This window comes from Stenotrophomonas oahuensis (assembly GCF_031834595.1).
Taxonomy (GTDB): domain Bacteria; phylum Pseudomonadota; class Gammaproteobacteria; order Xanthomonadales; family Xanthomonadaceae; genus Stenotrophomonas; species Stenotrophomonas oahuensis.
In genome coordinates this window covers 4,333,304-4,353,916 of the sequence record NZ_CP115541.1, presented here as the reverse complement: position 1 = coordinate 4,353,916, position 20,613 = coordinate 4,333,304, and the positions used below count along the sequence as shown (strand labels likewise).

Below are 20,613 nucleotides of genomic sequence, written 5' to 3'. Positions count from 1 at the left end.
GGCCAAGGCAGTTCCGCCCCCAACGCGGGTCGATTGTCAACGGGTTTCCCCGGCGGGCCGGCATTGCCACAATCGGGGTTTTCCGCACAGCGGCCCCGGCCGGAAGCAATGTCAGATACCAAGCTCGCCCTGCAGATCGCCCAGACCATCGCCGATGAGATCGGTGCCCAGACCGCCCAGGCCCGCGCCGCCATCGCGCTGCTGGACGAAGGTGCCAGCGTTCCGTTCATCGCGCGCTACCGCAAGGAAGTCACCGGTGGCCTGGACGACACCCAGCTGCGCAACCTGGAAACCCGCCTGACCTACCTGCGCGAGCTGGAAGACCGTCGCGCGGCCGTGCTGGCCAGCATTGACGAGCAGGGCAAGCTGAGCGACGAACTGCGCGCGGAGATCCTGGGGGCCGACACCAAGTCGCGCCTGGAAGATCTGTACCTGCCGTACAAGCCCAAGCGCCGCACCCGCGCGCAGATTGCCCGTGAAGCCGGGCTGGAGCCGCTGGCCGACGGCCTGCTGGCCGACCCCAGCCAGGATCCGCAGCAGTTCGCAGCAGGCTTCGTCGATGCCGAAAAGGGTGTCGCCGACGTCAAGGCCGCGCTGGAAGGGGCCCGTGCCATCCTGATGGAGCGCTGGGGCGAAGACGCCACCCTGGTCGGCGAACTGCGCGGCTGGATGGGCGAACACGGGGTGATCCGCGCACGCGTGGCCGAAGGCAAGGAAGAGCAGGGGGCCAAGTACCGCGACTACTTCGAACACGCCGAGTCGCTGGCAAAGATTCCCTCGCACCGCCTGCTGGCGCTGTTCCGCGCGCGCCGCGAGGAAATCCTGTTCCTGGAGCTCGACCCGGGCAGCGATGCCGAAGCGGGTCATGTGTATGCCGAAGGCCGCGTGGCCTTCAACGCCGGCATCCGCGATGCCGGCCGACCGGGTGACCGCTGGCTGCTGGACGCCTGCCGCCTGACCTGGCGCGCCAAGCTGCACATGCACCTGTTGCTGGACCTGTTCAACCAGGCCCGCGAAAAGGCCGAAGCCGAGGCGATCTCGGTGTTCGGCGACAACCTCAAGGACCTGCTGCTGGCCGCACCGGCAGGACCGAAGGCCGTGCTCGGCCTGGACCCGGGCATCCGCACCGGCTGCAAGATCGCCGTGGTCGATGCCACCGGCAAACTGGTCGCTACCGACACCATCTACCCGCATGAGCCCAAGCGTCAGTGGGAGCAGTCGCTGCAGACGATCAAGCATCTGTGCGCCAAGCACAACGTCGACCTGATCGCGATCGGCAATGGCACCGCCAGCCGCGAAACCGACAAGCTGGCCGGTGAAGCGATCAAGCTGCTGGGCGAAGCCAAGCTGCAGAAGATCGTGGTCAGCGAAGCCGGAGCCTCGGTGTACTCGGCCTCCGAATTCGCTGCCAAGGAGTTCCCGGGCCTGGACGTGTCGCTGCGCGGCGCGGTGTCCATTGCCCGCCGCCTGCAGGACCCGCTGGCCGAACTGGTCAAGATCGAGCCGAAGGCCATTGGCGTGGGCCAGTACCAGCATGACGTCGACCAGTACCGCCTGGCGCGCGCGCTGGATGCGCGCGTGGAAGACTGCGTGAATGCGGTGGGCGTGTTCGTCAACACCGCTTCCGCAGCGCTGCTGTCACGCGTGTCTGGCCTGTCCTCCACCGTGGCCGAGAACATCGTGCGCCACCGCGACGAGAACGGCCCGTTCAAACGCCGCAAGGACCTGCTGAAAGTACCGCGCCTCGGCGACAAGACCTTTGAGCAGTGCGCCGGCTTCCTGCGCATCGCCGATGGCGACCAGCCGCTGGATGCCTCGTCGGTCCACCCGGAAGCGTACCCGGTGGTGGAGCGCATCGTGGCCGCCACCGCGCGCCCGATCAAGGCACTGATTGGTGACGGCAGTTTCCTGCGCGAGCTGAAGGCCGAGCAGTTCACCGATGAAACCTTCGGTGTGCCGACCGTGCGCGACATCCTGAAGGAACTGGAAAAGCCCGGCCGTGACCCGCGCCCGGAGTTCAAGGCCGCGCGTTTTGCCGATGGCGTCGAAGAGATCAAGGACCTGCGCCCGGGCATGGTGCTGGAAGGCGTGGTCAGCAACGTCGCCGCGTTCGGTGCGTTCGTCGACATTGGCGTGCACCAGGATGGCCTGATCCACATTTCGGCGTTGTCCGACACCTACGTCAAAGACCCGCGCGACGTGGTCAAGGCCGGCGACATCGTCAAGGTCAAGGTGCTGGAAGTGGATGTGGCGCGCAAGCGCATCGCCTTGACCCGTCGTCTGGAAGACAGCCCGGCACCGGCCAAGGCTCCGGGCGAACGTGATGCCCGGCCGGCCGGGGGCGGTCGTCGCGACGGTGGCGGCCCGCGTCCTGGAGGGCGTCCGCAGGGCGGTGGTCCGCGCCCAGGCACCTCGGCACCCCCCGCCAACAACGCGCTGGCTGACGCGTTTGCCCGGGCCAAGCGCGGTAGCTGAACCCGCGTTTGTCCTGATCACAGGCCGCCTTCGGGGCAGCCTGTGTCGTTTGCGGAGGCGCGTTGACAGAAGTTTGATCACGCTTTGCATTCAATCCCTGTACGCTGCGAACTGGCGGAGGGGCCAGATGACAGAACAGCAGGCACGTCAGTGCAGTCCGGTCGAGGGTGGGGCGGGAAACCGCGCCCGCACGGTGGCGCGCGCGTGACGCCGCAGGCTGCCTTGCTCGATGCGCAGGCTGCCCTGCAGGCCGAGGCCGAGGAGCGCCGTCGGCTGGAAATGATCATCGACGGCACCGGCATGGGCAGTTGGGAATGGAACTGCCGCACCGACCAGATGCAGGTCAATGAGCGCTGGGCGCAGATCGTCGGTTACACCCGTGAGGAGCTGGCTCCCATCACGGCGGACACCTTTCTGCAGCTGGCGCATCCCGACGACGTGGCGCAGTCCAATGCGCTGCTGCGGGAGCATCTGGCGGGCCGCTCCGCGCAGTACGAAAGCCTGTGCCGGATGCGACACAAGGATGGGCGCTGGATCTGGGTGCAGGACCGGGGCAGGGTGTACGAATGTGACGCGCAGGGGCGACCGCTGCGCATGGCCGGGGCGCACGCCGACGTGAGCGACCTGCAGAACGCCCGCCAGGACGCCGCCGATACCCGTCAGCGCTTGCAGGCCGTGGTGGACGCCTCCGATGAAGTCGCGGTCATCGCCACCGATGTGCACGGGGTGGTCAACCTGTTCAACAGCGGGGCCCAGAAACTGCTGGGCTACACCCCGGAAGAGGTGATTGGCCGGGTCAATCCAGGCCTGTTCCACGATCCGCATGAAATGCACGATTACCTGCAGCCCGAGGCCGATGCCGACGGTCGCGTGCCCACCGTGTTCGAGGCGCTGACCGCGCGCGCGGCTACAGGCACCTGGTCGCACCAGTGGACCTTCGTGCGCAAGGATGGCGAACATCGCCAGGTGCGGCTGTCGATCAGCCCGCTCAATGGCGGCGACGGTCAGCGGATGGGCTACGTCGGCATGGCGGTGGATCTGACCCCGCTGCTGGAAGTGCGCGAGCAGGCCCATCTGGCGGCGGAAAAGTTTGCCGGTGCCTTCAATTCAGCCGCACTGGGCATGGCCCTGGTGTCACTGGAAGGGCGCTGGCTGGACGTCAACGATGCGCTGTGCGGCATTCTCGGCTATACCCGCGCGGAACTGCTGGAGATCGACTTCCAGACTCTGACCTATCCCGACGACCTGGACGCCGATCTGGCCATGGTGCAGGACCTGCTGGCCGGGCGGCGCGACCATTACCACATGACCAAGCGCTACCTGGGCAAGGGCGGGCACCTGGTGTGGGGACGGCTGTCGGTGTCGCTGGTGCGTGCCCCGCATGGCGAACCCCTGCATTTCGTGTCGCAGATCCAAGACATCACCGCCCAGCACCAGAGCGGCCAGCAGTTGCGCGAATCGGCCCAGCGCACCCGGGTCACTCTCGATGCGGTGGCCGACATGGTGCTCAGTCTGGACCTGCGCGGCCGCATCGAATATGCCAATGCCGCCGCCAGCCGTGCCCTGGCCGGGGAAGGAGCTGCGTCGTTCACCGGCAGCCAGATCCAGGACGTGGTCGAGCTCACCACGGAATATGCGCCGCGCTCGCCGTTGGAACTGGAGGTGTTGCTGGACCCGGACAGCAATGCCGTGGATCTGCATTCTGACCTGCTGCTGTCGGTTGGGGCCCACCTGCTGCCGGTGGACCTGACCCGGGCTTGGCTGCGCGACGACGAAGGCGAGATCAACGGCGCGGTATGGGTCATCCGTGATGTCACCCAGCAGCGGGCCCGTCAGCGCGAGGCCCGACATCTGGCCGAGGTTGACCCGCTGACCGAACTCACCAACCGCCGTGGCTTCGAGGCCCACCTGCAGCAGGCCATCACCCGCGTGGCCCGGACCGGGCAGTCGGCCTCGCTGATGTTCATCGATCTGGATAACTTCAAGCCGATCAACGACAACCACGGTCATCTGGCCGGAGACGCCATGCTGTGGGCGGTGGCCAACGCCCTGCGCCACGGCGTGCGTGATTCCGACATCGTGGCACGGCTGGGGGGCGACGAGTTCGCCGTCATTCTGGCCGGCTGCTCACTGCGGCGGGCACGCCGGATCGGCACCGATCTGCTGCATTCCCTGCAGGTGCTTACCATTCCCTGGGACACCACCCGGCTGGGGGTGGGGGCCAGCATCGGCATCGCCGCCATCCACGGTGGCACCAGCGTGGATGCGGCCGTGGCCGCGGCCGACGCCCAGTGCTATCGCGCCAAAGCGCTGGGCCGCAACAACGTGCAGGTGGAAGACCCGGTGCACGGTGGGCCGGATCCGCTCGACTCGCCAGATGATGGCGGTTCTGAGTGAATCCCCGACGGGTATTTACACATGAATGAATGGGCGATATAAAACTGTGACCTGGTTTTGATATTAATTATTCATTATCACGCGAGTTTCTACTAAAGGTTATCTCAAGTTAGTCGATACCCTTCTGCGCCTGCTCCACATGGGGCTGGCTGGAGTGACGTCGTTGTTTGCCCCCGGACGTCTGCGTTGTTTCGTAGCCCATCCGCCAACCGAACATCGAGGATCGCAAAAATGCTTATCTCTGGCATGCAGATGCCGTTGACCGAACGCAGTGCCGTGGCGCTGCCAGCTTCCCCGTGGCGCGGACTGCGCGCACTGTTCCATGCCCGTCGCGATGTGCGTCGGGATCACGATGCGGCGCAAGCCCGTCATCGCGAGGAACTGGAAGCCCAGGTGACGGCGTTGCACCGGGTCCAGGCGGTGATCGAATTTGCCCTGGACGGCACCATTCTCACCGCCAATGACAATTTCCTGCAGACGCTGGGCTACACGCTGGCGGAGGTGCAGGGGCATCACCATTCGATGTTCGTAGACCCGGTCCAGGCACAGAGTGCGGAGTACCGTGCATTCTGGGAGCGGCTGGGGCGTGGCGAGTTCGATGCGGGGCAGTACCGTCGCTTCGGTAAAGGCGCGCGTGAGATCTGGATCCAGGCCTCCTACAACCCGGTGTTCGACAGCAACGGGCGCGCCTACAAGGTGGTGAAGTTCGCCACCGATATCACCGCGCAGAAGATGCAGGCGGCCGATTTCGCCGGCCAGCTGGCGGCCATCAACAAGTCGCAGGCGGTGATCGAGTTCAGCCTGGACGGCCGCATCCTGGGGGCCAACGAGAACTTCCTGGCCACCACCGGTTACACCCTGGATGAAGTACGCGGCCGCCACCACAGCATGTTCGTCGAGCCGGCGTACCGGGAAAGCGCGGAGTACCGCGCGTTCTGGGAAAAGCTGGGTCGCGGCGAATACGATGCCGGCCAGTACCGGCGGCTGGGCAAGGGCGGGCGTGAGGTCTGGATCCAGGCTTCGTACAACCCGATCATGGACATGAACGGCCGCGCCTTCAAAGTCGTGAAGTACGCCACGGATGTGACTGCCCAGGTGCGCGATGCCAATGCCCTGCAGGCGGCGGTGGCGCAGACCCGCGAGGTGGTCGCGGCCGCGCAGGCGGGCGACCTCACTCACCAGATCGCCACGGACGACAAGACCGGACCGATTGCCGAACTGTGCCACGGCGTCAATGCGCTGATGGAGACCATGGCCGGCATCATTGGCCAGATCAAATTCGCCGCCGATACCATCGCACTCGGCGCCAGCGAAATCGCCCAGGGCAACGCCGACCTTTCCCAGCGCACCGAGCAGCAGGCGGCTTCGCTGGAAGAAACCGCGGTGTCGATGAAGGACCTGGCCGATACCGTGCGCAGCACCGCCGAAAACGCCCGCCAGGCCAGCCAGCTGGCCAGTGGTGCGGTCGATGTCGCCGCGCAGGGCGGCAAGGTGGTGCACGAGGTTGTCAGCACCATGGCGCTGATCAACGAGTCGTCGCGGCGCATCGTCGACATCATCGGGGTGATTGACGGTATCGCCTTCCAGACCAACATCCTGGCACTCAACGCGGCGGTCGAAGCCGCGCGGGCAGGCGAGCATGGACGCGGATTCGCCGTGGTGGCCTCGGAAATCCGGTCGCTGTCACAGCGCTCGGCTACCGCTGCCAAGGAGATCAAGCAGTTGATCGGCGACTCGGTCGACAAGGTGGGTATCGGCACCGGACAAGTGGAGGGGGCCGGGCGCACCATGGACGAGATTGTCGGCAACGTGAAACGGGTCAGCGACCTGATCCGCGAGATCAGCGACGCCGCGCGCCAGCAGAGTGACAGCCTGGGCCAGATGAACATCGTGGTCGACCAGATCGACCAGGGCACGCAGCAGAATGCCGCGCTGGTGGAAGAGGCCTCGGCGGCCGCACGCAGCATGGAAGAGCAGTCCACCGAACTGCTGCACACCGTGGCCGGGTTCAAGGTGGACGTCGGAGCCAGCCGGGGTTCGCGACAGCCTGCGGCGGCCGGGCAGCCGGTGCTGCGACTCGTATAAGAGAAAAGGGCCAGATCGGGAATCTGGCCCTTTTCGTACGGCAGGTAATGCGAAAACACCCCTTGGACAATCCGTGCCCAACCCCCGTTCGGGCGGCACTGCGGACTCATGCCGGATGAACCGGTCTTTCTATTAAGTCCGCGGCCACACCGCGCGATGCGGATATTTTCCCCCGGATCGAAACAAACACACCCTGCAACCTTTCGTTTGGACAGCCCCCACCGTCCATTCGTTGTGCTGCAGGGTGTTCACATTCTTAGGGGCGGTGAAGGCGGTTCGCTACGTAAAGACCGCCAAAAAAGCGGCCTTTCACCCCCTACCAATGGCGGTGCACAACCGGTGTCAAATCCGCGTAGAGTATGCGGCCGCGTGAGGATTGGTGAGTTTTCCTGACCGCTCCGCACATAATTTCAAACATTATCCACTCATTATAAATAATGCCTTCTTTGACCTTTCCGGACTTCGAGGCGTACTCAAACGCGGTCAACGGAATTGACGGAGAAATGCGGGTTACCGGGCGCAGCGACGCGGCCTGGGTATTGAGTACGCTGGAGATCGGCGATATCGGCGTGCTGCACGGCATGGATGGTGCGTCGGTGACCTATCGTGGCGCGCTGCACGCCGCCCGCTTTGGTGTGTACCTGTCGCTGCCGGGCAGCGATACCGAACTGGAAGGCGAGCAGGTCGGCGACGACGGCTACATCTGGATGGCCCCGCGCCAGGAGATGCAGGGATTCACCCGGGTGCCGGCGCGCTTCCTCGGGGTGGACCTGGCGGAAGCGCGGGTGCTGGGGCAGGCGGTGCGGATGGGGCTGGATACCCAGGCGTTGTACCGGACCACGCATGTGCGGTCCAACCCGCAGGCCGTGGCCGAGGTGGTGGCGCTGACCCAGCGCGCCTTCGACGTGCATGCAGAGAACCCGGAGGCGTTTGCCGAGCCGGCTGCCCAGCAGGCCTTTGCTGCACAGATCACTACGGCGGTGCTGCAGTGCCGGCCGCTGCCGGTGTGTCCCTCGCTTGCAGCCAGCCGGCGCGGTCGGCCACCGCTGCCGCGCAAGGAGATCGTGCGCCGCGGAATTGACCACATCCAGCGCAGCCTGCGCGGCGAGGTGCCGTTCTCGGACATTCCGTTCGCGGTGGGGGCTTCGCAGCGGTCATTGAACCGCGCGTTCGGCGACGCCTTCGGCATGGCCCCGCGCCAGTTCTATGTGGTGGAGCGCCTGCATGCGATCCGCAGCGCGCTGCGCAGTGCCCGCCCTGGCGACACCGTGACCGGCATCTGCGCCCGCTTCGGGGTGTGGGATCTGGGGCGCATGGCCGCGCTTTACTCGCGCCTGTTCAACATCCTGCCAGCGCAGGAACTGTCACGTGCGCTGGCGGCGCAGGCGGGTGTGCCGGTGGTGGCGCGGAGGCGTTGATTTCGTTTCTTCTACTGACGCCGTAGCGTTTTGCCTACAGTGATGTACGGGAACTCTGACGTTGTGTTCGGCGTCGATCAGCTTCGATGCCGACTTCGCGCGTGTAACCATGGATTCATCCAATCTCGGGAGTATCCATGGCGCGGTTCACGGGTTCGATAGAGATCTACGACCAGTTGATGCAGGACCTTCCTGGAAGTTGGCTACTCAGCCTCCTTACATATGCGGTAGTTGAGGAGCAGAAGTTTGAGTGGATGAAGCATCACGCCGAGCACATGGGACGGGGCGCAACTGATGATGAGGTTCGGGGCTGGTACGAGGCCCTGCCTGCGGCTGCACTCGTCAGGTCTCAGGGTGTTGCAGAGGCGATTCTGAAGAACCACGCAGATTTGGTTCAGGCTGCGTTTTCCGAATCGGTCCGGAAGGACGTTGAGCACTCTGCGCTGATGGGGGAAATACGTCAGGGGCGGCGGTTCTGGCCGCAGTTTGGATTGAGCGTGGCCGGGGGCATTGCGAGCTCGATCTTGTTCGGTTCGTTGCTTTTCCTGGTCGCGTTTCTTGTCCTGAACGATCGTTCGCCAGTTGGCATCGGTGCTAGCATCGTTACGGATTCTGCGGTGGAGAGTGCCGATGACAGCAGGTAAAAGCACAAGACAGATGGTGGCCGAAGCGGTTCACCGCGTGCTTTACGATCCGTCTTTGAGCAAGTCTGCGATGCGGGCAGCTGGCCGTGACATCACCCAGGGACCGCGCCCCCTCAGCCATGTGCAGGAGGGGGGTGATCGAATGCTGGGTGAGTGGTCCCTGGAGGCTCGCACGCGTTACATCTTCGGTAAGTGACGTCGCAGGAAAGTTGATGGTCGTTACGGGCCAATGAGGCTGGATTGAAAAACAAAAGGCCAGATCTTTCGATCTGGCCTTTTCATTTCCATGGTGCCGAAGGTGGGACTCGATCCTCTTTAAAGCTAGGCAGTTCAATGACATAGCGTAAGTCCCCGTGGCACATCTGGCACATAAAACGGCCGGTGTGCCACACATTTCCTCTGAGGCGAGCTGAGTGTGCCAGCGGTTTGGCACACCCGGTTCGCCCTTTTTTTGTCCGGAGCTTCCACAAGTGGAACTACTTCCACGGGGCCTCTGCGTTTCACCCCACACCCTCGGGCGAAGCCCTAAACCTTAAGAGAAACCTAAAGTGAACATTAAGAGCAACCTAAGTGAGACCCCCCTGTTCGCACGGCAGGTGGAGCTGGAGGCTGAGTCCCTGGCCCTCGGTGCACAGGCATACGAGAAGTCTCATGAAGCTGGGCAGGAAGCCGAGACTCGCCCGGGTGTGAGCATGCTGCGGAAGGCCGTCCTGCCGACCGCCGAGCGCATCGTCCAGTTCATTGAAGAGGCCGAGACCGGTAAGAGCGGCCCGCGTCATAACGCGCTGCCTTACGTGGCCCGGATCGACCCCGAGGAAGCGGCCTACCTGACCGCCCGGTGTGCCATCAACGGCGCAGCGGATGCCCGGATGCTTCAGGCGGTCGCCTTGAGCATCGGTAACGCCATTCAGGCGCACCTCGATATCAAGCTGATGGCTGACAGCCAGCCCGGCCTCTTCCACAAGGTTTCGGAGCAACTGAAGAAGTCCACCAGCGGCCGGCACCGCAGCGCCGTCTTCCAGCGCGTGATCGCCAAGCACGGCAAGCGCGCCGTGTCATGGGACGAGCGGGAGAAGCTGCTGGTGGGGAAGAAGCTGCTGGACCTGTTCATTGAGGCCACCGGCATGGTGGTTGCGGCCCGTATGACCGACGGGTCCGCCAATACCCCCATCAAGCTCCACTTCACCCCGGAGCATCTGGCCGAGCTGGAGAAGGCCCACGCCAAGTGCGCCTTGCTGTGCCCGATCCACCTCCCCATGGTCCACCCGCCGCGTGACTGGACCTCGCCGTACCACGGCGGCTACGTGACCCAGGTGCTGAACCCGCGCCTCGTCCGGACCAACAGCCGGGAGTACCTTGACGACCTGAAGAACGCGGACCTGAGCCAGGTCTACGAGTCCATCAACGCCATCCAGTCAACCCCGTGGCAGATCAATACGCGTGTCCTCGACGTGATCCGCGATATGTGGGACGCGCAGGAGAACTCGCCGGCCCTCGTTCAGCGCCGGGACGAACCCCTGCCGCCGCGTCCCTATGATGTACCCGAAGGTGTCCCTGTCGCCCAGCTCACGCTGGACCAGCAGGAAGCCCTGAAGGAATGGAAGATGGCCGCTGCCGCCGTCTACGAAGAGAACGAGCATCGGGCCAGCCAGCGCGTGCAGATGGCACAGAAGCTGTACGTGGCCGACCGGTTCGCGCCGGAAGAGGCTATCTACTTCCCGCACAGCCTCGACTTCCGGGGCCGCGTCTATCCGTTCGCCGCCTACCTCAACCCGCAGGGCGACGACGTTGCCAAGGGTCTCTTGCAGTTCGCCGAAGGCAAGCCGCTGGGTGCCCGGGGCGCGTACTGGCTCAAGGTCCACATCGCCAACCTGTTCGGTGTAGATAAGGTGTCCTTCGCGGACCGCATCAAGTGGGTCGAAGAGAACGCGGACAAGCTGCTGGACAGCGGCCTGGACCCGCGCGACGGCGAGCGCTTTTGGGAGACCGCAGACAGCCCGGTGTCGGCACTGGCGGCGTGCATGGAGTTCGTGTCCTACACCTACAACGGGGAAGGGCACGTGTCCCGTCTGCCGATCCACATGGACGGTTCCTGTTCTGGCCTTCAGCACTTCTCGGCCCTGCTGCGCGACCCGGTGGGCGGCGCTGCGGTGAACCTCGTGCCGCAGGACAAGCCCGGCGATATCTACACCCAGGTGTCGAACAAGGGCCAGGAGCTGTCCGACGGACGCTTGGAGAAGCAGCCGGAGTTCAGCGTCGCCTGGAACGGCAAGTTCAAGCGGTCCATCGCCAAGCAGCCGACGATGACGCTGTGCTACGCGGCCACCAAGCTGGGCATGGCGAAGATGATTGCCAAGGCCGTGAAGGGGGAGGGCGAGGACTACTTGGGCAAGGACGCACACGTGTTCAAGTCGTCCGTGTACGCCGCCGACGTGATTTGGGAAGCGCTGGGCGAAATCGTGGTCGCAGCTCGCGGCGCGATGACCTGGGTGCAGTCCGCCTCCAAGGTAATCTCAGCGACCAATCAGCCGATGCGCTGGACGACCCCAATGGGTCTGCCGGTGCGTCAGGCGTATTGGGTCGAAGAGGGCCAGCGCATCGAGACGTTTGTGGACGGCAAGCGCGTCACCCTGACCCTCGTCACCGACACCGACAAGATCGACGGTCGGAAGCAGGCAAGCAGCGTGGCCCCGAACTACGTTCACAGCCTGGACGGTGCACACCTGATGCGGACCGCGCTGTGGGGGAAGGAGAACGGCCTAACCGCCCTCGCGGTGATCCATGACTCCTTCGGCACCCACGCGGCGGACACCGACATGCTGCACGCGGTGATCCGCGAGGCGTTCATTGAACAGTACGCCGGCAACCTGCTGGCCGACATGCGGGACGAGCTGATCGAACAACTGAAGGACCACCCGGACTTGATCGAGAAGATTCCTGAGCTGCCCCCAGTCGGAAACCTCAACCTTGAGGGTGTCAGGGACTCCCTGTATCTGTTTGCCTGATACTTCCACAAGTGGAAGTGCTGCCATGGACGGCAGCTCCGGGTTTCACCCCACACCCTCGCACAAACAAACGCCCGGCCACTTCGGTCGGGCCTTCGCACACATGGAGAGACCATGCGCAAGTTCTACTTCCACACTCCGCACCACGCCGGCCACGCGCCGCTCGACCTACCGCAGGACACTATCCAGCGAATGCACAACGGCCTGTTCCGCTGCCCGTTGGTGCAGGCGGGCGAACTGATGCCGGACCTGAAGCCGCTCTTCGACAACGCTCCGGTGTTCAACCCGGACGAGTGGGAGGTGGACGTCAAGGTCCACATGCTCATGGCGAACCAGTACCCATGCATCCCCAACTGGCACTGCGACAACGTGCCGCGCGGCGCTGACGGCGAGGTGGACTACTCCCTCACCGGTGACGAGTGGACCGTGCCGATGCTGCTGTGGGTGTCCGACGGTCCCTTGACTGAGTTCCTGGCTGAACCCTTGGCGCTGTCGAAGGAGCCGGTAAGCCACCGTGCATTGGCCGAGGCGATCCGTGACCACGGCAACCCGACGCAGCCCATCCAGCCGCAGCACTGGTACTCCATGAATCAGCGCACGCCGCATCGCGGCACCAAGGCCACCGAGGCCGGCTGGCGCGTCTTCGTCCGGCTCACCCACCGATCCATCGCACCCGACCGCCCGGTCCTGAGCGTCATGCGCAGGCACTCCCAGGTCTACCTCGACGCCACGCAGTTCTCGTGGTGACCACTCACGGAGCAACCCATGGAACCCCGACAGGTTCGTGACCAACTCGGCATGCCGGCAATCCCGGCGTGTCGCCAACTCGCCGTCGCGGCGGTGAACCACGTTCAGCAGGCACGTCCCGTTGACCAAATGGTCGGCACCGCCCTGGCCCTCGTCGCAATGAGCGAGGCGTGCGAACTCAACCCTCACGACGTGGTGGCCGTGGCACGCAACGCCATGGCCGACGCCGAATCCCCCTTCACCCATCAGCTCCAGGCACTCCGCGATTACGCGAAGGCCGAGCTTCGCCGTGCATAACAGGAGAGCAGCATGACCAATCAGGTCGAAACCCGTGGTCCGTTCAACCGCAAGCAGAAGCGCATCCTCGCGTCGGCCATCCGCCGCCGTAAGCCGGGCATCCTGCGTGCGCCGCACTTCTCCGACGGTCAGCGTCAGGTGATCCTGATGATGCTCCTGGGCGGGAAGCTGTAATGCGCACCGGTGCAGTCACTGACGCTCTGTGCGAGCTGAACGAGAAGGGCTACATCGCCGACGAAACCCTGAGCCGCATGTCCGCCGAAGAGGTGGTGTTCGCGGTCGCGCAGAGCAGCGGTGAGGACTTCTATGACTACCACGCATAAGGCCGACGGCCTGTACGCGTTCGCGTTGCCTGACCTCGACGCCAAGGGCATCTACGCCTGCAACTACGGACGGACGCGCTTCGCTCGTGCGGTCTCCGACTACAGGAACATCAGTGTGGACGAGGCGTACACCGCCCGCGTCACCATCACCCGCGACTTCATGCTCGCGCTGATCTGCCACTACGAGGCCGCGTGCACGTGGTTCGCCGAGCAGATGCTGGACGAGACCCGGACGATCACCTACGAAGAGCTGGACGTCCTCTACACCATCCCGAACGGCGAGACCCAGGTCGATGCCTTCATGGAACTTCTCTATACCCGCGCACTGCGCGAAAGGCTGATTACCGCATGACCAAGATTCTTCCCGAAGGTTCCCGCAAGGTTCTCCTGATGGACCACGAAGCCATCGCACGCAACGCCGAACGCGGCGCGGGCAACTGCCAGCCCGTCGTCTCGGTCGCCGAGGTGGACGAGAAGGGCACCGTGCTGTCCCTGACGCGCGGCCTGACGGTAGCCATCAACGGCACCGTGGACTTTGAATATTCCCAGCATGCCTTCCTGTTCGTCATCGACCGCGTTCCGATGCGTGGTGCGTTCGTGACGACCGGGGAAGTCATCGTGGACGACGGCACGGAAGAGGCATCCGCCGCTCCGACGCCGGCTCCGCGTACTCCCACCCGCCCCGCCCGCAAGTCGGCAACGCAAACTGAAGAGGTAACCGCCTAATGGCAAACAACAACCGTCCGTCCTACCCGAAGATTCTCCTGCCGCGCGCACCGGCAGTGTTCCCCAAGCTGAACGTGGCTGACACCAAGTTCGACGCCGATGGCGTGTACGAAACCAAGCTGCGCTACGGGAACCCGGAAGAGGCCGTGGACGGTCTGCGGGGCAAGACCCGCATGACGCTGCCGGAAATTCTGGAGCTGGCCGTCAAGGTCCGCGACGAATTCCTGGAAGAGAAGCGCGCCGAGCTGATGACCGGTGACGGCAAGGCCAAGAAGAAGGCGAAGGAAATCACCGCCCGCGATATTGGCGAACCGGAGCTGGACGACGCCACCGGCGACGAAACCGGCGGCATCATCCTGAAGGTCAAGATGAAGGCCAGCGGCAAGTACAAGTCGGGTCCGAAGACGGGCCAGACCTGGGAGCGCAAGCCGGAGCTGTTCGACGGCCAGGGCAAGTCCCTGGGCAAGAAGCCCCCGCTGATCTACGGCGGTAGCCTCGTGAAGTGTGCCGTGGAACTGTTCCCGTACTACGCCGCCAACGAGAACGCAGTTGGCGTGACGCTGCGTCTGGAAGCTGTGCAGGTCATCGAGCTGGTGACCGGCGGTCAGCGCAACGCGTCGGCCTACGGCTTCGGTGCCGAGGACGGTGGTTACGCCGTGGACGACAGCGCCGGTGAAGTGGACGACAGCGATGCCGACGGCGATGCCGGCGACACCTCGGCCGAAGAAGACTTCTAAGTCCCCCTGATGAAACCGAAGGCCCCCGCAAGGGGGCTTTCGCGTTTCTGGAGCCTACCCATGCAACTCATTCTCCAGGCGAAGGCAATGCCTACGCCGCGTCCGCGTGGACGTGCGATTCCGCGACCCGGTGGCAAGGCCATCGTGTCCATGTACCACCCGAAGGAATACACCGAATACAAGGCGATGCTGGCGCGGATGATCCGTGAGCAGACCGCCGGTGATTCGATCATCACCACCCCGGTGGCCGTGCGAATCATCGTACGTGTCGCCAAGCCGAAGACCACGAAGCTGGCTGCGCCGGCACCTGACGTGGACAACTACGCCAAGGGCGTTCTCGATGCGATGACCGATGCCCAGGTATGGGCAGACGACAAGCTGGTCCATTCGTTCTACATCGAGAAGACCTGGGATGCAGAGGACTGCATCGAAGTTGAGGTGTCCGGCGCATGACTCCCGAGAACGTGAAGTATCTGGTGGTCCATTGCGCGGCCACACGTCCGTCCATGGACATTGGCGTGAAGGAAATCCGCCAGTGGCACCTCCAGCGCGGCTTCAACGACGTGGGCTACCACTACGTGATCCGTCGTGACGGCACCTTGGAAAAGGGCCGCAAGGACTCCGTGGTCGGTGCGCATGCGCAGGGCTACAACGCCAAGTCTCTCGGCATCTGCCTTGTCGGCGGCGTCTCCGAGCGCGACGTGAACAAGCCCGAAGCGAACTTCACTCCGCAGCAGTACCACGAGCTGAAGTTCCTGCTGAAGCGCCTCCGCGAGACCTATCCGAATGCACGGATCGTCGGTCACCGCGAACTCAACTCCGGCAAAGCCTGCCCCTCCTTCGACGTACAGGAGTGGCTGATCCATAACCCCATCTGAGGTATCTCCAACGTGGAACAGACGTATAACGACAGCGAACTCGTAAGCAAGGGTGCCTGCGATGAATGTGGCAGCAGCGATGGTAATGCGCTCTACACCGATGGACACGCCTACTGCTTCGTCTGTAACCACTACACGCCCGGCGAGGGCGCAGCACCGCAGGCGCAGGAGGGTGGCAAGAAGAGCCGCCCGATGCACCACGGCGATGTGCGCGCCCTCGCAAAGAGAGGGTTGACGGAAGAGACCTGCAAGAAGTGGGGTTACACGGTCGGTCGCGTCCCGCATCCGAAGACCAAGACCGACGAGCTGTGCCAGATCGCGACCTATCGCGATGAAGCCGGCCGGCCCATTGCACAGAAGCTGCGGTGGGCGGACAAGACCTTCCAGACCGTCGGCGACTTCAAGCATGTCGGCCTGTACGGCCAGTGGCTGTGGCGCGACGGCGGCAAGCGCGTCGTGGTGGTCGAAGGCGAAATCGACGCACTGACGGTCTCGCAGCTCCAGTCCCACAAGTGGCCGGTGGTCTCTCTGCCGAACGGCGCACCGGCGGCGAAGAAGACGCTCTCCGGCATGCTGACGTGGCTCCAGAAGTTCCAAGAAGTCGTCCTGATGTTCGATGACGACGACGTGGGGCAGAAGGCCGCGCAGGAGTGCGCACCGCTGTTCGCTCCGGGCCAGTGCAAGGTCGCCCGCATCGCGGGTTTCAAGGACGCCAACGAGGCGCACTTGGCAGGCGAGGGTGCCCGCGTGATCGACGCCATTTGGGGTGCGAAGGAGTACCGTCCGGACGGCATCGTTGCAATCGAAGACGTGGCCGACAAGGCTGCGGAAGACGTGAGCATGTCCGAGCTGCAATGGGCATGGCCGACGCTCAACGCGTTGACGTACGGTCGCCGTCGCGGTGAGGTCTACGGCTTCGCAGGCGGCACCGGCATGGGTAAGACCACGGTGTTCAAGCAAGTCCAGGCGTCGATCCTCGAAAAGGAACGCCGACCGATCGGTCTGTTCCATCTGGAAGAACCGCCGCATCACACCGCAAAGACCATCGCTGGCGTCCTCGACGGCGTGCGCTACCACGTCCCCGGCGTGGAGTACGACAAGGACAAGCTGAAGTCCACCTTGGGTGGCCTGAAGGGCCGCGTCTATCTCTTCGATCACTTCGGCGGTCTGACCTACGAACGTGTCATCGAGCAGATGCGGTACATGCGCCACGCGTTCGGCGTGCAGGACTTCTTCCTCGACCACATTACGGCCCTGGCTGCGGTGATGGAAGGCGACGACGAGCGCAAGCAGATCGACCGAATGATGGCCGAGCTGGCCTCGCTGATGATGGAGCTGGACTCCACGCTCTACTACATCAGCCACTGCGCCACGCCCGAGGGTAAGTCCCACGAAGAGGGTGGCCGCGTGCTGGAGAAGCACCTTCGCGGCTCGCGCTCCATCGTCTTCTGGAGCCACTTCATCTTCGCCGTCGAAGGCAACAAGCAGGAGCCGGGTTCCCCACGAATCCTGCGCGTCCTGAAAGACCGCTTCACGGGCGACTCCAACGGTCTCTGCCTCGGCCTGATGTACGACCAAGGCACCGGTCGGATGACCGAGTGTTCCCTAGAGGAACGCAAAGAGAGCAACCACGGTTTCCGCGACGAAACCAACAACGACTTCTGAGAGAGAACATGTTCCCGCGTCAACCTGTCTATCCCGGTTTCAAAATCCCCACCGCATCGTTCCCGCCGACTGCCCCGAAAGGGGCGGTGGGTGACGTGAACTCCACCGCACGCGGCTCCGGCGCGCGCTACAACTCCGGCAAGGCCCCGCTCGACCTGATCCCGCTGGCAGTCATTGCGCGGTCCATTCGTCGTGAGCTGGGGCCGAAGCTGGTTCCCGGCTCCGCGATGATCGACGTACTGAAGTCCCTGGAGGCGCTTGGCGACTTCCAGACGAAACGCGACGTGGCGCACCTTGAGCGCTCCCTGGGCTACCTGAAGGACCATTGGTCCTCGTGCGCCAAGGTGTTCGACTACGGCAGGAAGAAGTACGCCGAGTGGAATTGGGCCAAGGGCATGGACTGGAATATCCCCCTGGCGTGCGCCGCACGTCACGCCTTGCAGTACATCGACGGCGAGGCCACTGATGCCGAATCCGGCGAGAGCCACATCGGTCACATGATGTGCAACCTCGTGATGCTCCGCACCTTCGTGGATAGCTGGCCCTCCGGGGACAACCTGCCTGACCCCGAACTGTTCATTCCACCGGGTCCGGCCTTCTAACTGGAACAACCATGACTCAGACCGTCACGCGCTACGCGAAGCATTTGCTCGCGGAGCTGCCGGAGGCTGTTCGCCGTACCGCGATCCTCGCGGGCGGTGCCCTCCGTGCTTACTACGACAAGACCAAGCTGGCCGACGTTGATCTGTGCTTCCAGAACCGGGAGGACTTCGACGCGGCCTTCGTCGCCATGTGTTCGCGGGACTATACCTTCATGGAGTGGAAGGGCCGCAGCGCCGTGTTCAAGCGGAACGTGGATGGCATGGAGTTCAACCTGATTGGCTTCATGCACGGCACGCCGGAAGACACCATCGCGCGTTTCGACTTCCGCTGCTGCCGCATGGCCGCGTGGTACGACGCCGACGGTGGTCTCCGGACGTTGTTCGGTCACGGTGCCGTCGGCGATGCCGTCACGAAGACTCTCGTGATCCTCGTGAACAACGGCACCCCCCGCACGGTGAAGCGCATCAACCACTACGTGCAGGACTACGGCTACACGCTCGACGTGTCGCTGGAGGACCACCTGGAGCCGGATCGTCCGGAAGCCCTGGACGAGATTCAGGACGACCTCTACGACACCGACGGCCCGTACCTGAGTCCACGCGCCTTCGTGTCCACCGTCACGGCCTATCGCTACATCGCACGTCTCCCTCGCGTCGCCGGGGGCTACTGACCAAGGAACCTCATGCTCATTTATGACGCGGAGACCGATGGCCTCCTCGAAGAGGTCACCAAGGTCCACTGTCTGAACATCCTCGACCGCGCCACCAAGCGCGTGTACCGCTTCACTGACCACTCGCATTACCACTGCGGCACCCCCACGCCGCGTGACGGCACCATTGCTGACGGCCTGAAGATGCTTTCGGACGCTCCGGCAATCGGTGGTCAGAACATCGTCGGCTACGACGATCCGGTGTTCTTCAAGCTGTACGGTTGGAAGCCCACCCCGGGGACCGTGCAGCGAGACACCCTGGTGGAGTCCCGCGTCATCTGGACGAACATGGCGGACGTGGACTTCGGTCTACTCCGCGCCGGCAAGCTGCCGGAAGAATTCCGGAAGAAGGGCCTGATCGGCACGCACAAGCTCGCCGCCTGGGGCTACCGCCTCGGCATCCACAAGGGCGACTTCGACCCCAAGGACTTCGGGTACACCTGGGCGAACGTTCCGTTCCTGAAGGAAATGGACGACTACTGCGCGCAGGACGTGACGGTCACCGATGCGTGGTTCGACAAGATCGACGGCAAGGACTACTCCCTGGAGTGCCTGACGCTGGAGCAGGCGGTCGCCGTCATCATTCAGCAGCAGTCCGCCAACGGGTTCGCCTTCGATTACGAGGGTGCCACCGTCCTGCACGGCCAGCTCCTGAAGGAGAAGATCGGGCTGGACGAGTCGTTGCGTGACGTGTTCCCGCCGTGGCAGGTTCTGGCGAAGCGCGCCATTTCCAAGGTGAACAACAAGAAGCTGGGCCGCGTCAAAGGCGAGGTGTACGAGGTCTGGAAGACCGTCGTGTTCAACCCTGGCTCCCGTGACCACATCGCGGATCGTCTGAAGACGCTCTACGGGTGGACACCCACGGAGTTCACCGACGGCGGTAAGCCCAAGGTGGACGAAACGGTTCTCTCGGCGCTGCCGTGGGAAGAAGCGAAGAAGCTGACCGAGTACCTGACCATCGTCAAGCGCTTGGGCCAGCTCGCAGACGGCAAGGAAGCGTGGCTGAAGGCGTGCCGCAATGGCCGCATCCATGGCCGCGTGAACACCAACGGTGCCGTGACGGGCCGTATGACGCACAGCAAGCCCAACGTGGCGCAGGCCGATAAGTGGAAGCCCATGCGTGCACTGTGGATCGCAGGCTGGGGTCTCGTCCTTGTCGGCTGTGACGCCGAGGGTCTGGAGCTTCGCGCCCTGGCGCACTACATGGCCCGCTGGGACAACGGCGCTTACGGCGAGGCCGTGGTCAACGGCAAGAAGGAAGACGGTACTGACGTTCACACCGTGAACCAGCACGCCGTCGGCCTCAACAAGCGTGACGCCGCGAAGACGTTCATCTACGCGCTGATCTACGGTGCCGGCGATCACAAGCTGGGTTCCGTGATCTACGACGACATGACGCCTGTGCAGCAGGAGAAGTTCGACGCGTCCGAAGGGGCGAAGAAGGACCGAGACCGCGCATTGGCAACCCTGGGGCGCAAGCGCCGGGCACGCCTGATGGAACGTCTGCCGGCACTCGCCGAGCTGACCAAGGCCGTGAAGGCTGCTGCCGCCAAGCGCGGCCACCTGAAGGGCATCGACGGTCGTCTGCTGCACGTTCGCGGTCAGCACGCCGCACTCAACACGCTTCTCCAATCCGCAGGCGCAGTCGCCATGAAGAAGGCCCTGGTCATCCTGGCCGAAGCACTCGCTGTCCACCCCAACCCCCTCATGCGTGCAGTCAAGTTCGTAGCGAACGTGCACGACGAGTTCCAGATGGAAGCCCATCCCGATGTTGCAACAGAACTTGGTCAGCTTGCCGCTGACTCCATCCGACTCGCCGGTGAGCATTTCGGTTTCCGGTGTCCGCTCGCCGGTGCCTTTGACATTGGTGCCAACTGGTCAGAAACCCACTGACGTTCCGGAGC

19 protein-coding genes are annotated in these 20,613 nt (G+C 64.0%); all 19 read left to right on the top strand.

All coding sequences use genetic code 11. The annotated features are described in order from the left end of the window. Positions 1 to 108: 108 nt before the first annotated feature. On the top strand, positions 109 to 2,475 hold the full coding sequence (locus tag PDM29_RS19435; protein WP_311191664.1) for a Tex family protein: 2,367 nt from the start codon (positions 109 to 111) through the stop codon (positions 2,473 to 2,475). A 204-nt stretch (positions 2,476 to 2,679) separates the two neighbouring features. Further along, a complete protein-coding gene (locus tag PDM29_RS19430) occupies positions 2,680 to 4,872 on the top strand; it encodes a PAS domain S-box protein (protein ID WP_311191663.1) in 2,193 nt (730 codons plus the stop codon). A 231-nt stretch (positions 4,873 to 5,103) separates the two neighbouring features. Beyond that, complete coding sequence (locus tag PDM29_RS19425) at positions 5,104 to 6,957, top strand: methyl-accepting chemotaxis protein (protein WP_311191662.1); 1,854 nt, start codon at positions 5,104 to 5,106, stop codon at positions 6,955 to 6,957. 437 nt (positions 6,958 to 7,394) lie between these two features. Then, positions 7,395 to 8,375, top strand: a complete 981-nt coding sequence (locus tag PDM29_RS19420) for an AraC family transcriptional regulator (protein ID WP_311191661.1) — start codon at positions 7,395 to 7,397, stop codon at positions 8,373 to 8,375. Positions 8,376 to 8,512: 137 nt separating this feature from the next. Further along, complete coding sequence (locus PDM29_RS19415) at positions 8,513 to 9,019, top strand: hypothetical protein (protein ID WP_311191660.1); 507 nt, start codon at positions 8,513 to 8,515, stop codon at positions 9,017 to 9,019. A 548-nt stretch (positions 9,020 to 9,567) separates the two neighbouring features. Then, the gene (locus PDM29_RS19410) at positions 9,568 to 12,024 is read left to right on the top strand and encodes a DNA-directed RNA polymerase (protein ID WP_311191659.1); all 2,457 of its coding nucleotides are present in this window, start codon (positions 9,568 to 9,570) and stop codon (positions 12,022 to 12,024) included. Between the two features lie 114 nt (positions 12,025 to 12,138). Then, on the top strand, positions 12,139 to 12,771 hold the full coding sequence (locus tag PDM29_RS19405; protein WP_311191658.1) for a hypothetical protein: 633 nt from the start codon (positions 12,139 to 12,141) through the stop codon (positions 12,769 to 12,771). 18 nt (positions 12,772 to 12,789) lie between these two features. Continuing rightward, a complete protein-coding gene (locus tag PDM29_RS19400) occupies positions 12,790 to 13,068 on the top strand; it encodes a hypothetical protein (RefSeq protein ID WP_252744638.1) in 279 nt (92 codons plus the stop codon). Between the two features lie 12 nt (positions 13,069 to 13,080). Continuing rightward, complete coding sequence (locus tag PDM29_RS19395) at positions 13,081 to 13,242, top strand: hypothetical protein (protein WP_311191657.1); 162 nt, start codon at positions 13,081 to 13,083, stop codon at positions 13,240 to 13,242. Further along, positions 13,242 to 13,391 (top strand): hypothetical protein, encoded by a 150-nt coding sequence (locus PDM29_RS19390; RefSeq protein WP_311191656.1) that lies wholly within the window; start codon positions 13,242 to 13,244, stop codon positions 13,389 to 13,391. Before PDM29_RS19395 ends, PDM29_RS19390 begins: the two co-directional genes overlap by 1 nt. Then, on the top strand, positions 13,375 to 13,743 hold the full coding sequence (locus tag PDM29_RS19385; RefSeq protein WP_311191655.1) for a hypothetical protein: 369 nt from the start codon (positions 13,375 to 13,377) through the stop codon (positions 13,741 to 13,743). The genes PDM29_RS19390 and PDM29_RS19385 overlap by 17 nt, the downstream gene beginning before the upstream one ends. Next, the gene (locus tag PDM29_RS19380) at positions 13,740 to 14,117 is read left to right on the top strand and encodes a hypothetical protein (RefSeq protein ID WP_311191654.1); all 378 of its coding nucleotides are present in this window, start codon (positions 13,740 to 13,742) and stop codon (positions 14,115 to 14,117) included. Before PDM29_RS19385 ends, PDM29_RS19380 begins: the two co-directional genes overlap by 4 nt. Next, entirely contained in the window at positions 14,117 to 14,854 is a 738-nt protein-coding gene (locus PDM29_RS19375; RefSeq protein WP_311191653.1) for a hypothetical protein, read from the top strand. Before PDM29_RS19380 ends, PDM29_RS19375 begins: the two co-directional genes overlap by 1 nt. Positions 14,855 to 14,914: 60 nt before the next feature. Next, a complete protein-coding gene (locus PDM29_RS19370) occupies positions 14,915 to 15,307 on the top strand; it encodes a RusA family crossover junction endodeoxyribonuclease (RefSeq protein WP_311191652.1) in 393 nt (130 codons plus the stop codon). After that, positions 15,304 to 15,732, top strand: a complete 429-nt coding sequence (locus PDM29_RS19365) for an N-acetylmuramoyl-L-alanine amidase (RefSeq protein ID WP_311191651.1) — start codon at positions 15,304 to 15,306, stop codon at positions 15,730 to 15,732. The genes PDM29_RS19370 and PDM29_RS19365 overlap by 4 nt, the downstream gene beginning before the upstream one ends. 12 nt (positions 15,733 to 15,744) lie before the next feature. Beyond that, positions 15,745 to 17,397 (top strand): toprim domain-containing protein, encoded by a 1,653-nt coding sequence (locus PDM29_RS19360; protein ID WP_311191650.1) that lies wholly within the window; start codon positions 15,745 to 15,747, stop codon positions 17,395 to 17,397. 8 nt (positions 17,398 to 17,405) lie between these two features. Beyond that, positions 17,406 to 17,999 (top strand): dATP/dGTP diphosphohydrolase domain-containing protein, encoded by a 594-nt coding sequence (locus PDM29_RS19355; protein WP_311191649.1) that lies wholly within the window; start codon positions 17,406 to 17,408, stop codon positions 17,997 to 17,999. Between the two features lie 11 nt (positions 18,000 to 18,010). Continuing rightward, entirely contained in the window at positions 18,011 to 18,670 is a 660-nt protein-coding gene (locus tag PDM29_RS19350; protein ID WP_311191648.1) for a Gabija anti-defense Gad2 family protein, read from the top strand. Between the two features lie 12 nt (positions 18,671 to 18,682). Then, positions 18,683 to 20,602: a DNA polymerase gene (locus PDM29_RS19345; RefSeq protein ID WP_311191647.1), complete on the top strand. Its 1,920-nt coding sequence runs from the start codon at positions 18,683 to 18,685 to the stop codon at positions 20,600 to 20,602. Positions 20,603 to 20,613: the final 11 nt, after the last annotated feature.